General features: G+C 70.8%; 12 protein-coding genes. 6 read left to right on the plus strand and 6 right to left on the minus strand.

What is annotated here, in order from left to right:
- Positions 1 to 44: 44 nt before the first annotated feature.
- From D7X30_RS05940 to D7X30_RS05950, 3 genes are all read left to right on the plus strand, one after another.
- Positions 45 to 494: a hypothetical protein gene (locus tag D7X30_RS05940; RefSeq protein ID WP_120561884.1), complete on the plus strand. Its 450-nt coding sequence runs from the start codon at positions 45 to 47 to the stop codon at positions 492 to 494.
- 100 nt (positions 495 to 594) lie between these two features.
- Positions 595 to 1,263, plus strand: a complete 669-nt coding sequence (locus D7X30_RS05945; protein ID WP_120561885.1) for a hypothetical protein — start codon at positions 595 to 597, stop codon at positions 1,261 to 1,263.
- 135 nt (positions 1,264 to 1,398) lie between these two features.
- A complete protein-coding gene (locus D7X30_RS05950) occupies positions 1,399 to 2,025 on the plus strand; it encodes a tRNA-(ms[2]io[6]A)-hydroxylase (RefSeq protein ID WP_120561886.1) in 627 nt (208 codons plus the stop codon).
- Positions 2,026 to 2,039: 14 nt separating this feature from the next.
- Here D7X30_RS05950 and D7X30_RS05955 read toward each other — a convergent pair whose 3' ends face one another.
- Positions 2,040 to 3,839: an SLC13 family permease gene (locus D7X30_RS05955; RefSeq protein WP_120561887.1), complete on the minus strand. Its 1,800-nt coding sequence runs from the start codon at positions 3,837 to 3,839 to the stop codon at positions 2,040 to 2,042.
- Between the two features lie 266 nt (positions 3,840 to 4,105).
- On the opposite strand from D7X30_RS05955, the gene D7X30_RS05960 reads away from it, so the two are divergent.
- The 3 genes from D7X30_RS05960 to D7X30_RS05970 all read left to right on the plus strand — a co-directional run bounded on the left by D7X30_RS05960 (position 4,106) and on the right by D7X30_RS05970 (position 8,306).
- A complete protein-coding gene (locus tag D7X30_RS05960; RefSeq protein ID WP_120561888.1) occupies positions 4,106 to 5,899 on the plus strand; it encodes a phosphoenolpyruvate carboxykinase (GTP) in 1,794 nt (597 codons plus the stop codon).
- 137 nt (positions 5,900 to 6,036) lie between these two features.
- Positions 6,037 to 6,867 carry a hypothetical protein gene (locus D7X30_RS05965; RefSeq protein ID WP_120561889.1) on the plus strand — a complete coding sequence of 277 codons (831 nt, stop codon included), beginning with the start codon at positions 6,037 to 6,039 and terminating at the stop codon, positions 6,865 to 6,867.
- Positions 6,867 to 8,306 (plus strand): ABC transporter substrate-binding protein, encoded by a 1,440-nt coding sequence (locus tag D7X30_RS05970; protein WP_120561890.1) that lies wholly within the window; start codon positions 6,867 to 6,869, stop codon positions 8,304 to 8,306. The genes D7X30_RS05965 and D7X30_RS05970 overlap by 1 nt, the downstream gene beginning before the upstream one ends.
- Here D7X30_RS05970 and D7X30_RS05975 read toward each other — a convergent pair.
- The 5 genes from D7X30_RS05975 to bioB all read right to left on the minus strand — a co-directional run bounded on the left by D7X30_RS05975 (position 8,284) and on the right by bioB (position 12,742).
- A complete protein-coding gene (locus D7X30_RS05975) occupies positions 8,284 to 9,462 on the minus strand; it encodes a pyridoxal phosphate-dependent aminotransferase (protein WP_120561891.1) in 1,179 nt (392 codons plus the stop codon). The genes D7X30_RS05970 and D7X30_RS05975 overlap by 23 nt on opposite strands.
- A complete protein-coding gene (locus D7X30_RS05980) occupies positions 9,459 to 9,737 on the minus strand; it encodes a hypothetical protein (protein WP_120561892.1) in 279 nt (92 codons plus the stop codon). The genes D7X30_RS05975 and D7X30_RS05980 overlap by 4 nt, the downstream gene beginning before the upstream one ends.
- A 116-nt stretch (positions 9,738 to 9,853) precedes the next feature.
- Positions 9,854 to 10,549 (minus strand): dethiobiotin synthase, encoded by a 696-nt coding sequence (gene bioD, locus D7X30_RS05985; protein ID WP_120561893.1) that lies wholly within the window; start codon positions 10,547 to 10,549, stop codon positions 9,854 to 9,856.
- On the minus strand, positions 10,539 to 11,720 hold the full coding sequence (bioF, locus tag D7X30_RS05990) for an 8-amino-7-oxononanoate synthase (protein WP_120561894.1): 1,182 nt from the start codon (positions 11,718 to 11,720) through the stop codon (positions 10,539 to 10,541). Before bioF ends, bioD begins: the two co-directional genes overlap by 11 nt.
- The gene (gene bioB, locus D7X30_RS05995) at positions 11,717 to 12,742 is read right to left on the minus strand and encodes a biotin synthase BioB (RefSeq protein WP_120561895.1); all 1,026 of its coding nucleotides are present in this window, start codon (positions 12,740 to 12,742) and stop codon (positions 11,717 to 11,719) included. Before bioB ends, bioF begins: the two co-directional genes overlap by 4 nt.
- Positions 12,743 to 12,748 lie beyond the last annotated feature (6 nt).

Genomic DNA, 12,748 nt, shown 5'->3' on the forward strand with positions numbered 1-12,748 from the left:
GCCCGGCGGCCCCAATCACCGCCGCATCCCACGGGAGCAGTTCGATGAAGCGTTTCCAGACGTTGGCGAAGGTGTGCGCGTTCGGTGTGGTGGCGTTGAGCGCGGGGACCGCGGCCGCGTGGCAGTACTACCCGGGCATCGCGTTCAAGGCCGCGTATGCGTCCGACGCGGCGTGCTTCAACGTCCACAGCTACTCGGGCCTCCGCAACGACTGTACGACGACGCGTCTGGCCATCGCCGCCGTGCCGATGTGGACGGTCGGCTACCACCCGACGACGGTGCAGATCTACGGCAACAACAGCTGGTGCGAGACGGAGACCGTCAACGGCGTGGGCAACGCCGGCCAGGTGGGCGCCACCACGTACACGCTGTCCGGCCCCATGGCGTGGCAGACCATCAACACCGGTGACCGCTACGTGTGGGAGGACTTCGCCATCGTCTTCCGCTGCGGCCTGCAGTCGGGCGGCATCATCGGCGGATTCACCATCGACTGAAGCACGGGCCTGTCCCGCGACACGCGGGCCGCGCGAAGACTTCACCATCCTCCCCTTCGCGCGGTCCGCATCCTCACCCCGAAGCCCCGCGAGCACCCCGATGTCCTCCAGGCTCCAGACCGTCCTCGCCATCGTCAACACCGCCGCCATCGCGGGCGTGGGGCTCACGCTCGCCAGCCACCAGCGCGCCTCCGACGAGGCGATGGAGGAGCTGCGGGCCCAGGTGCACCGCGCCAGCGCGAGCACCGACGCGAACCTCGCCGACCGCCGCGCCGCCGCGGAGACCGCGATGCGCATGTGGGCCGCCAACGCCGCGCGCCCGCCCGCGGCGCCCCACGCACGGCCCGCCTCTCCGGAAGCGGCCCCTTCCGGTGAAGCCGTCGCGGCGGAGGACTCCGGTGACGACGTGCCCCCGCCTCCGCCCATCCGCCCGCCCCCCGCCTCGTTCGAGCAGTCGCGCACCCGCGTGTTCAACGCGTTCGCCGCGGAGCCGGTGGACGGAGACTGGAGCGCGCGCGCGTCCCGGACGCTCGACGATGCGTTCCGCTCGCACCTGCCTGGCACCTCCCGCGTGAAGTCGCTGGAGTGCCGCGCCACGCTCTGCCGCGTGGAGCTGGTGCACCGGGCCCAGGCGGACCACGGGGCCTTCCTGATGAACGGGCTGCGCACGTGGCCGGGCTCCGTCTTCATCGCCAACGAGGCGCAGGAGGGCAACGACTACGTGGTCACCCTGCTCGCGTCGAAGGAAGGCACGAACCCGCCGCTGTAGCGCGGCCCGGAGCCGGACACGGTGGGCGGCCCCTCACCGTGTCCGGGCCGGCATGTTCCGGGAGGAAGCGGGCTCAAGAGCGCCGCACGACACCCGCGCACGGCCCCCGGCGGATGCCCTACAGTCCGCCCCGAAATGAGCAGCCGCCCCACGCCCTCCCGCCGTCCCCTCTCCGGAGCGGGCCCCGTCATCCTCCACGCGCCCACCGACCCCGGCTGGCTGCCGCTGGCGCTCGCGAACTTCGACGCGGTGCTGGTGGACCACGCCCACTGCGAGAAGAAGGCCGCCGCCAACGCGCTCTCCATGCTCCAGGCCTACCCGGACCTGCCGGGCCTGCCGTCGCAGATGGCGCGCCTGGCCCGCGAGGAGAGCGCCCACCTGGCGCGCGTGCTGGACCTGATGGCCGCGCGCGGCCTCACGCTCACCAAGGACGCCGGGGACCCGTACGCACAGGGCTTGCAGAAGCACGTGCGCACGCCCGCCCTGGAGCGGCGCGTGGACCGCCTGCTCGTCGCCGCCATCATCGAAGCGCGCTCGTGCGAGCGGCTGTCCCTGCTCGCGGAGGGGCTCACCGACCCGGCGCTCGCCCGCTTCTACGGCGAACTGGCCCAGTCCGAGGACGGCCACCAGTCCCTCTTCCACCGCCTGGCCGTCACCGCGTCCAACGGGGACGAGGCCGCCGTGGACGCGCGCCTGCAGCACCTGCTCGCGCAGGAGTCGCGAGTGCTCGCAGACGTGGGACTGCGCGCCGCCATCCACTGAAAGGCGCTTCACGCCTACGCGTGGAAGGGCCACACCACGGGCACGGCGAGCACGAGGAACACCACCAGCACCGCGGTCAGCGGAGTGCCCAGCCGGAAGAAGTCGGTGAACCGGTAGTGCCCGGGCCCGTAGACGAGCACGCAGCTGGGCTCCAGCGGGGTGATGAACGAACAGCTGGCCGCCAGCGTGACGCCCATGGCGAAGGGGCGCACGTCCACGCCCAGCTGCGCCGCCGCGTTGAGCGCCACCGGCAGCACCACCAGCGCCGCGGCCTGATTGCTCATGGGCGCCGACAGCACGATGGTCAGCACCATCAACAGCGCCAGCACCGCGCGGGGCCCACCGTACGCGCCCAGCCGGGCCACGTGGTCGCCGACGAACTTCCCCGCGCCGCTCACCTCCATGGCCAGCCCCAGCGCCATCATGGCGCCAATGAGCAGCACCACCCGCCAGTCCACGCGGAACGCGGTGCGCGCGTCCACGCAGCCGGTGGCGATCATCAGCAGCATGCCGGTGAGCCCCGCCAGCGACAGCGGCACCCAGCCCAGGGAGCCCGCCGCCAGCGAGCCCAGGAAGATGACCACCGCGAGCAGCGCCTTCGCGTAGCGCGGCGGCTCGTACTCGTGGCCCTCCAGCACCATCAGCGTATGGGCCGGCGCCAGCTCCGCCACCTTCTGGCGCGGACCGCGCAGGAGCAGCACGTCCCCCACCGACAAGGGCAGCGTGGACAGCGAGTGGTTGTGGTACGCGCGCCGCAGCAGCTGCAGCTTGGTGCTGCGCTGGATGGCGGGCCGGCGGTGCAGCCCCAGCGCCACCAGCCCGAAGCGCTCCACGAACAGCGTCTCCCGAAGGCTGCGTCCCACCAGCGGACTGCCGGGGGGCACGCTCACCTCCGCGAGCATCGACTCCGGCCCCTCCAGCTCCGCGTCCGACAGCCGCACGTCCGGCCGCAGCGCGAGCCCCTGCAGGTCCTTCACCCGCAGGATGTCCTCGCGCTTGCCCTCCACCACCAGCCGCTCCTGACCCGTCAGCACGTACGACGGCTTCGCGGAGAGCGTCTCGCCGTCGAGCACCACGCCAATCACGCGCAGGCCCAGCCCTTCCGTGAGCTCCGCCAGGGGCTTGCCCACGTAGCGCGAGCCCTCCGGCACCACCGCCTCCGTGAGGTAGTCGCGCAGCGCGAAGCCCTCCGTGCCCGGCTTGCCCTCGCGCGCGGGCAGCAGCCACCGCCCCAAGAGCACCACCACCGCGATGCCTATCAGCACCACCGGCAGGCCCACCGGCGCCAGCTCCGTCACGCCAATGGGCGCCATCCCCTGCCGCTTCAGCGCCGCGGACACCACCAGGTTCGTGGACGTGCCGAAGAGCAGCACCGTGCCGCCCAGCATGGACGCGTACGCCAGCGGCAGCAGCACCTTGCTGCGCGGCACCTTCGCCCGCTGCGCGGCGCCAATGGCCACCGGCAGGAAGGCCGCCGTCGTCACCGTGTTGGAGATGAACGAGGAGAACACCGCCACCACGCCCATCATCGCCAGCACGAACACCTGGTGGCCGAAGCGCGCGAAGAACGCCATCCGCTGCCCGACCATCTGCACCACGCCCGTGGCGGCGAGCCCCTGGGTCATCGCCAGCAGGGTGAAGATGAAGATGACGGTGTCGTTGCTGAAGCCCTCGAACGCCTGTGCCGGCGTCAGCACCCCGGAGAGCGCCAGCAGACACACCACCACCAGCGAGGTGAACTCGATGGGGATGGTGTCAATGGAAAACAGGACCAACGCGACAACGATGACGGCCAGGACGAGAGCGATGGACATGGAGGAGGCGTGCGCACCCTCAACCTGGGCACGGCGCGCTGCGCTGCCAGCGTGTGCCGCACCGCGCCGTTTACTGATGAGCGACTGGAGGCTGATAAGTGGAATTAGGCCAAAGCGGTCGAAAGTCCGGTTGACTGCCGGACGTCAGTTGCTTTTGGGGCCTGGGTCCAGAAGGTTTGGTGTTCCTTCCGCTGTAGGGTTTCGCCCCCTCGCGAAGTCGCGAAACGCGGGAGACCCGACCCATGAAACACCCCGAGGAAACCTCCATGGCTTCGACGCAAGCGGCCGCCGCCACCGAGCAGGCGCCCACGAAGAACCCCACGCTGCTGGCATGGGTGGCCAAGATGGCCGCGATGACCCAGCCGGACCGCATCGTCTGGTGCGACGGCTCCGAGGCCGAGAAGCAGCGCCTCACCGAGCAGGCGGTGAAGGACGGCACGCTCATCCCGCTCAACCCGCAGAAGCGCCCCGGCTGCTACCTGCACCGCTCCAACCCCAACGACGTGGCGCGCGTCGAGCACCTCACGTTCATCTGCACGCCGAACAAGACGGACGCGGGCCCCACCAACAACTGGATGGAGCCGGACGAGGCCTACACGAAGCTGGGCCTGCTGTTCGAAGGCTGCATGAAGGGCCGCACCATGTACGTGGTGCCCTACGCCATGGGCCCGCTGGGCAGCCCCTCCACGAAGATTGGCGTGGAGCTGACGGACAGCGACTACGTGGTCCTCAACATGCGGATCATGACCCGCATGGGGAAGGCCGCGCTGGACATGCTGGGCGACAGCGACGACTTCAACCGCGGCCTGCACTCCACGGGTGACGTGAACCCGGACCGCCGCTACATCTGCCACTTCCCCCAGGACAACACCATCTGGAGCTTCGGCTCCGGATATGGCGGCAACGTGCTGCTGGGGAAGAAGTGTCTGGCGCTGCGCATCGGCAGCTACCTGGGCCGCGAGGAGGGCTGGCTGGCCGAGCACATGCTCATCCTGGGCGTCACCAGCCCCAAGGGTGAGACGACCTACGTCGCCGCCGCCTTCCCGTCCGCGTGTGGCAAGACGAACTTCGCCATGATGATCCCGCCCAAGGAGTACGCGGGCTGGAAGATCGAGACCGTCGGCGACGACATCGCCTGGATGCGCCCCGGTCCGGATGGCCGCCTGTACGCCATCAACCCGGAGGCCGGCTACTTCGGCGTGGTGCCCGGCACCAACAACAAGACCAACCCCAACGCCATGGAGACCATCTCCAAGGACACGCTCTTCACCAACGTGGCGCTCACGCCGGATGGTGACGTGTGGTGGGAGGGCAAGGACGGCGAGGTCCCCGAGGAGCTCATCGACTGGCAGGGCCGCCCCTGGAAGAAGGGCAGCGCTGAGAAGGCGGCGCACCCGAACAGCCGCTTCACCGCGCCCATGAGCAACAACCCGGTGCTGAGCGCCAAGGCGAACGACCCCATGGGCGTTCCCATCAGCGCCATCATCTTCGGCGGCCGCCGCTCCAACACCATCCCGCTGGTCATCCAGGCCTTCAACTGGACCCACGGCGTGTTCCTGGGCGCCACCATGGGCTCCGAGACGACGGCGGCGGCCACCGGCAAGGTGGGCGTCGTGCGCCGCGACCCCATGGCCATGCTGCCCTTCTGCGGCTACCACATGGGCGACTACCTCCAGCACTGGCTGGACATGCAGAAGTCCATCCCGCAGCTGCCGAAGATCTTCCAGGTCAACTGGTTCCGCCAGGACAAGAACGGCAAGTTCATCTGGCCGGGCTTCGGGGACAACATGCGCGTCCTCGAGTGGATCGTGAACCGCGTGCAGGGCCGCGTCCCCACGCAGGAGACGCTGCTGGGCTGGGTGCCGCGCCAGGACCAGGGCCTCAACCTGAACGGCCTGGACCTGTCCGCGGAGGCCGTCCAGGAGGCCACCTCCATCAAGGAGGACGAGTGGAAGTCCGAGCTCAAGAGCCAGGAGGTCTTCTTCGAGCAGCTGGGCACCAAGGCCCCCGAGGCCCTGATGCTCCAGCGCAAGCTGCTCATCGCGCGCCTGGACGGCTGATCGCCGTCTGACGCCTTTTGAAGGCCCTTCCGGGGCTGCTTCCTCCCTGTTGCTACAGGGTGGGGGTGGCCCCGGCGCTTTTTTAAGGGGGCCAGCGCTTCGACGGCCGGAATGTTCGGCGCTAGGCTCCCCGCCCCATGAGACTGGTTTTCGTGTTGTCGCTGGCGCTTGCGCTGGCGCCGGGGTCCGCCCTGGCGCAGCGGGGTGGCTCCAAGGTCAACGTGCAGGCCCTGCTGAAAGAGGGCAAACGCCTCTATGACGCAGGCAAGTACCGCGAGGCGGCGGAGGCGCTGAAGCAGGCCAACGAGGCGCAGCCGCACCCGCGGCTCGTCTACAACATCGCCGTGGCGCTGGAGTACGCGGGCGAGCCCCGCGAGGCGATGACCTTCTACCGGCAGTACGTCACGTCCTCCAGCGAGGACACCGACCCCGCGCTGCTGAAGAACAGCAACCGCGCCATCGACCGGCTGCGCGTGCAGCTGGACCGCGAGGACCAGGCGCAGGCGGTGGCGGACGCGGACCGCAAGCGCCTGGAGGCGGAGGCCGATGCCGCGCGGCAACAGGCCGAAGCCGAGCAGGCCGCGGCCCGGCGCGCGGAGGACGAGAGCGAGCGCCAGAAGCAGGCGGAGCTGAACCGGGCCATCAAGTCCTACCGCAACCAGCGCATCGCGGCGTTCGCCACGGGCGGCGTGGCGGTGCTGGGCGTGGGCGCGGGAGTGCTCTTCGGGCTGCAGGCGCGCGACCAGCGCGAGCAGTTCGACAAGTCCAGCACGCTCGCGGACAAGCAGCGGCTGTCGGACAGCACCAAGAGCAAGGCGCTGCTCGCGGACATCGGCTTCGGCGTGGGGCTCGCGGGAGCCATCACCGCCATCATCCTGTATCCCAAAGAGGGCCCTCCCGCGCAGGGCGAGGTCCGCGTGACGCTCGCGCCGCGCGGCGCCGGGGTCGGCATGGAGGGTCGTTTCTGATGCGCGCGCTGGGAATGATGACGTTGGGCATGGCGCTGCTGTCGTCCGGGTGCAGCTTCACCACGGCGGGCGGCCTGTCCGAATGCACGACGAGCAGCGACTGCGACAGCAACAGCGTCTGCACCTCCGGGTTCTGCCTGCCGCAGCCCGCGGGATGCGGCCAGGTGGTGGGCGCCACGTCCGCGGCGAACCCCATCGTGCTGGGCGCGGCGCTGCCGCTGACCAACGCGAGCGGCAACGCGGAGATTGAACAGCAGCGCTTCAACGGCCTGAAGCTGGCCCTGGATGAAGTGAACCAGGCGCAGGGCGTGGGTGGCCGTCAGTTCGTCATGTACGTCTGCGACACCGGAGCGGACGTGAACCGGGCGGTGAACCAGGCCGACTGGCTGGTGAACGACAAGGGCGTGGTGGCGATGTTCAGCGCGGGCAGCGCGCAGACGCTCGCCATCCACGAAATCACCACGCCCAAGAACGTGCTCTTGATGAGCCATACCGCGACGAGCTCCGCGTTCACCACGCTGTCGGACAAGAACGGCAACAGCGTGGGGCTGGTCTGGCGCACCACTCCCTCGGACGTGCTCCAAGGCCGCGTCATCGCGAACGTGCTCCAGGGCGTCACGGCCATCAACGACCCGGGCGTGACCTTCACGCCTCCGGCCAAGGTGGGCGTGGCGTACGTCAGTGACTCGTACGGCACCGGCCTGTTCGACGCCATCCAGAACCGCATCCCCAACAAGGACAACGTCGCGGGCGCTCAGTACAACCGCAACGAGGCCGTGAGCGGCGCGGTGAGCCGGCTGGTGTCCTTCAAGCCGGACATGACGGTGCTGGCGGGCTTCCCCGAGGACAACTCGCGCCTGCTGCTGGAGGCCATCGACGCGAAGGTGGGCACGGCCTTCGGCAACCGCTGGTTCCTCACCGACGCCAGCAAGGACCGCACCCTGCTGACCTCCCGCAAGGAGGTCGAGACGGAGCTCTCTGGCACGTACGGCACGGCCCCCGCGTCCGCGCGCCCCAACGACTCCACCTACAAGCTGTTCGCGGACCGCTTCATCACGGCCTACAGCACGGACCCCGGGCAGTACTCCTTCACCGCGCACGCGTACGACGCCATGTACCTCGTGGCGCTGGGCTCGGCGTACGCGGTGGGCGGGGACACCAACAACCCGCAGCCGGTGACCGGCCCGCGCATCGCGGAGGGGCTCACGAAGCTGACGCCCGCCTCCGGCCAGACGGCGACCAGCTACCCCCTGGGCTCCACGCAGTTCACCGCGGCGCGCGAAGCACTGCGCGGCGGCGCCGTCATCGACGTGAAGGGCGCCAGCGGCGAGCTGAACTTCAACAACGAGACGGGCGAGGCGCCCTCCCCCTACGAGCTGTTCAAGGTGACGGGCACCACCTTCAGGACCGTGCAGCTCATCGACCCGCCGACGGACTGAGCACGCGCAAGAGCGGCACCAGGGCGGCGGTGAAGACCTCGGGCGTCGGTAGCAACGACAGCACGAGGTACGCACCGCCGCCGAAGTCGTAGAAGTAGCCCGGCTGCACGCGCACCCCCTCCTCCAGGAGCCGCAGGCAGGTGGCCTCCTCGCCGGGGTGATGGGGGATGCGCAGCACCGCGCTCCAGCCGCCGTGCGAGGGCACCACGTCCCACGCGGCGTCCGCCGGGCGCGCTCGAATCAACCGCTCCCGGTTGTGCCTCACCCGCTCCAGCAGCGCCTGCTGGAAGCGCGGCGCGTGCGCGAGGAGCGACGGCAGCGCGAGCTGCACGGGCGTGGCCACCGATAGCGCCGCGTCCGCCACGTCCTCCAGCCGGGCCAGGGCCTCGTCGCGCGCGTGCGCGGGGCCGCCCACGTGCAGCCACGCCAGCTTGAGGCCGGGCAGGCCCGCCACCTTGGACAGGCCGGAGAGCGAGAAGGTCAGGCACGGAAGCCGCCGCCCCGCCACGGACGTCACCCGTCCCTCTTCCTCATCCCACGCGAAGTCGGAGAACACCTCGTCGCAGATGAGCGCCAGGCCATGGCGCGAGCACACGTCCGCGAGCGCATGGAGTTCGCCCTCGTGCAGGAAGTGGCCAGTGGGGTTGCCGGGGTTCACCACCACCACCGCGCGCGTGCGGGCGTCCACGGCGGACTCCACCCGGGCCGCGTCCAGGCCGAAGCCGTGCACGGCGGGCAGGCGGTAGGAGCGCGCGTGCACGCCCTCCAGGCGCGCCAGGACGTCCACCAGTGGGTAGCCGGGCGCGGGGAGCAGAACGTTGTCCCCCGGGTCGCACAGGAGCTTGAGGAGCCAGCCGTAGGCTTCGCTGGTGCTGGCGGAGAGGACGACGTGCGCGGCCTCCACGGACGCGCCCCGTTGGCGCAGGTGCGCGGCCACGGCCTCGCGCGCGGTGGGCAGGCCGAAGGGCTCCGGTGCGTAACGGAAGGGCTCGGGGGGGGCCCCGAGGTCCACGTCCGGTGGGGGCAGCCCCACGCGCGTGGGGTTGGTCTCCGCCAGGTCCAGCAGGGGCAGCCCGCGCGCGTGGCGCTCGGCGACGGCCTGGGAGAGCGGGTTGGGGGTGCGCGGGAAGGCGGTGCGGAGCGAGAAGCGGCTCACAGCCCCGTCTGGAGCATGGCGCTGGCCACGCGGCGGATCAGCTCGCGGCGCAGTTCCAAGCGGCAGTGCTCGATGGCCTTCTCATGCGGCCGGGGCAGTTCCGGATTCCGGGTGCGGATCGCGGTGCGCAGAACCAGCTCGACCTTCGTCGGCTCAATCTGGAACAGCCGCGGACCGTCTTTCTGGAGGAAGTAGGACAGCCCGCGCTGTTCGATGAGCTTCTTGAAGAAGCGCCGGACGTCCGCGAGGAGCGTGATGTCGATGATGTCCGCCATTCGTGCCCGGCTTTCTCGCGCGGAAAAAACGGGACGTCCAGATCACGGCCACCACCACGCGAAAACTTGCGCGACCTGTAGCACGCACCTTTCCGCCGAACGCGGCGGAGGCCGATTTATCGGGCCCGCGCGCGTTCGGGCACCAGCGGCGCCAGCGCGCGCCGGAACGCCATCCGGCGCTTTCTTGCATCCTCCACATACGGCACGGGCCCCAGGACCTCCACGCCATGGCGGGCCTCCAGGTAGCGACGGTTGTCCCGCTCCGCCAGGTCACGTCCGGGCACCCCGTGCGACAGCACCACCGCTCGCACGGACACCTTGCGAGCCTCCAGCGCCTCCAGCGACAGCGCGACATGGTTGAGCGTGCCCAGCCCCGCGCGCGCCACCAGCACCACGGGCAGGCGGAAGGCCTGGATGAGGTCCACCACGTCGCGCTTGGAATCCACCGGGACGAACAGTCCCCCTGCCCCCTCCACCACCACGGCTCCGCCCTTCAGCCGCTTCCACGCCGCGAGCGTCACGCGGAAGTCCGGCTCCGTTCCCCGTCGCGACGCCGCGATGCCCGGGGCCAGCGGCGCCTTGAAGCGGTGCGGGCAGAGGGCCTCCACCGGCAGCGTGCTGCCCGCGGCCTCGCGCATGGCGAGCGCGTCCGCCGGGGCCTTGAGGGACGCACAGCCGCTCTCGTAGGGCTTGAAGCCCTGGGGCTCATGGCCCGCGTCCCTCAGGAGCGACAGCAGCGCGCACGACACCTGCGTCTTGCCCACGCCGGTGTCCGTGCCGGTGACGAAGAACTGGAGTGCCTCAGGGGCCACGGGAGACTCCCACCCGGCGCAAGGCCTCCAGCGCCAGGTCGATGTGGCCCGTCGTGTGGGCCGCGGAGAGACAGAAGCGAAGCCGGCTGGTGCCGTCCGGCACGGTGGGCGGGCGGATGGCCTTCACCAAGAGGCCCGCCTCGCGAAGGCGCTTCGCCGCGTCCAATGCCCGCGAGGGCTCGCCCAGGATGACCGGGAAGATGGCGCTCCGGGGTTCAGCGGGCAGTCCCAGCGCGCGCAGACCGTCAGTGAAACGGCGGATGTGGCCCCACAGCCGCTCGCGAGGGGCGGGGTCGTGCTCCACCAGGTCCACCGCGCACTCGGCGGCGGCGCAGAGGGCGGCGGGCAGCGCGGTGGAGTAGACGAACGGCCGGGCGCGGCTGACCAGCAGGTCCGCCACCGCGCGCGAGGTGGCCACGTACGCGCCCAGCCCGCCCAGCGCCTTGCTCAGCGTGCCCATGCGCAGGTCCACCCGGTCCTCCACGCCCAGCGCCTCGCACAGGCCCGCGCCGCGCGCGCCCAGGACTCCGGTGGCGTGCGCCTCATCCACCATCAGCGCGGCGCCATGGGCCTCGCACGAGGCCAGAAGCTCGCGCAGCGGGGCCACGTCCCCATCCATGGAGAACACGCTGTCGGTGACCACCAGCTTGCGCCGCGCGGACGTCTCCGCCAGTGCGCGGGTGAGCGCGGCCACGTCCGCGTGCGGGTAGACGACGACGCGCGCGCGAGACAGCCGGCAGCCATCCACCAGCGAAGCGTGGTTGAGGGCGTCGGAGAACACCGCGTCGCCGGGGCCCACCAGCGCGGGCAGGATGCCGGTGTTGGCCGCGTAGCCGGAGTTGAAGAGGCGCACGGCCTGGGCGCGCTCGAAGCGGGCGAGCCGCGCCTCCAGCCGCTGGTGCGGCACCATGTCCCCCACCACCAGGCGGCTGGCGCCGGTGCCCACGCCGTAGCGCTCCAGCGCGGACGCCGCGGCGGCGCGCACGGCGGGGGACGCCGCGAGCCCCAGGTAGTCATTGGAGGAGAAGTTGACCAGCCGCTCGTCCCCGACGCGCACCTCCGCGCCCTGAGGTGAGTCGAGCGGCTCCAGCGCGCGGCGAAGGCCCTTCGCGGACAGGGCCTCCAGGTCCTCGCGCGCCCAGCCGTCCGCGACGTGGGAGGCGGACTTCACCGGCCCTGCCGGGGCTCCAGGGGGCGGATGCCCGCCTTCTCCAGGAGCGCCATGTCCTGGGTGTACTCGGGGTTGCCGGTGGTGAGCAGCTTCTCCCCGAAGAAGAGCGAGTTGGCGCCCGCCATCATGCAGAGCAGCTGCGCCTCCTCGTTCATCTGCATGCGGCCCGCGGACAGGCGCACCATGGACTGGGGCATGAGCAGGCGCGCGGTGGCGATGGTGCGCACCATGTCCACCGTCTCCACGCGGTGCTGCTCCGCCAGCGGCGTGCCCTCCACGGGCACGAGCGCGTTGATGGGCACCGACTCCGGGTGCACCTCCTGGTTGGCCAGCGTGCGCAGCAGGTTGCAGCGGTCTTCCACGGACTCGCCCATGCCGATGATGCCGCCGCAGCACACGGAGATGCCCGCGTCGCGCACCCGGTCGAGCGTCTTCAGCCGGTCGTCATAGGTGCGGGTGGAGATGATGTCGCCGTAGTGCTCCGGGGACGTGTCCAGGTTGTGGTTGTACGCGGACAGGCCCGCCTCGCGAAGGCGCTTCGCCTGGCTGTCGGAGAGCATGCCCAGCGTGGCGCACGCCTCCATGCCCAGGGCCCGCACGCCCTTCACCATCTCCAGCACGCTGTCGAACTGCGGGCCGTCCTTCACCTCGCGCCACGCGGCGCCCATGCAGAAGCGGGTGGCCCCGGCCTGGCGGGCCTGCGACGCGGCGGCCAGCACGTCCGGCACCGCCATCAACTTCTCCGCCTTGACGCCCGTCTTGTAGCGCGCCGCCTGCGGGCAGTACGCGCAGTCCTCCGGACACCCGCCCGTCTTGATGGAGAGCAGCGAACAGAGCTGCACCTTGTTCTCCACGAACACCTGCCGGTGCACCGTCTGCGACTTGTGCACCAGGTCCAGGAGCGGCAACTGGTACAGCGCCTTCACCTCCGCGAGCGACCAGTCGTGCCGCACCGTCACCCCTTCCGGGACAGGGGCGGCGTGGTGGGCGTGGCCGTGGAAGGACTCGGCGGTGTCGGACATGCGGGC

It is taken from the genome of Corallococcus sp. AB011P (genome assembly GCF_003611605.1).
GTDB lineage: Bacteria > Myxococcota > Myxococcia > Myxococcales > Myxococcaceae > Corallococcus > Corallococcus coralloides.

Coding starts and splice junctions, on each gene's coding strand:
- D7X30_RS05950 (WP_120561886.1), top strand. CDS start 1,399: ATGAGCAGCCGCCCCACGCCCTCCCGCCGTCCCCTCTCCGGAGCGGGC.
- D7X30_RS05945 (WP_120561885.1), top strand. CDS start 595: ATGTCCTCCAGGCTCCAGACCGTCCTCGCCATCGTCAACACCGCCGCC.
- D7X30_RS05960 (WP_120561888.1), top strand. CDS start 4,106: ATGGCTTCGACGCAAGCGGCCGCCGCCACCGAGCAGGCGCCCACGAAG.
- D7X30_RS05955 (WP_120561887.1), bottom strand. CDS start 3,839: ATGTCCATCGCTCTCGTCCTGGCCGTCATCGTTGTCGCGTTGGTCCTG.
- D7X30_RS05940 (WP_120561884.1), top strand. CDS start 45: ATGAAGCGTTTCCAGACGTTGGCGAAGGTGTGCGCGTTCGGTGTGGTG.
- D7X30_RS05965 (WP_120561889.1), top strand. CDS start 6,037: ATGAGACTGGTTTTCGTGTTGTCGCTGGCGCTTGCGCTGGCGCCGGGG.
- bioB (WP_120561895.1), bottom strand. CDS start 12,742: ATGTCCGACACCGCCGAGTCCTTCCACGGCCACGCCCACCACGCCGCC.
- D7X30_RS05970 (WP_120561890.1), top strand. CDS start 6,867: ATGCGCGCGCTGGGAATGATGACGTTGGGCATGGCGCTGCTGTCGTCC.
- D7X30_RS05980 (WP_120561892.1), bottom strand. CDS start 9,737: ATGGCGGACATCATCGACATCACGCTCCTCGCGGACGTCCGGCGCTTC.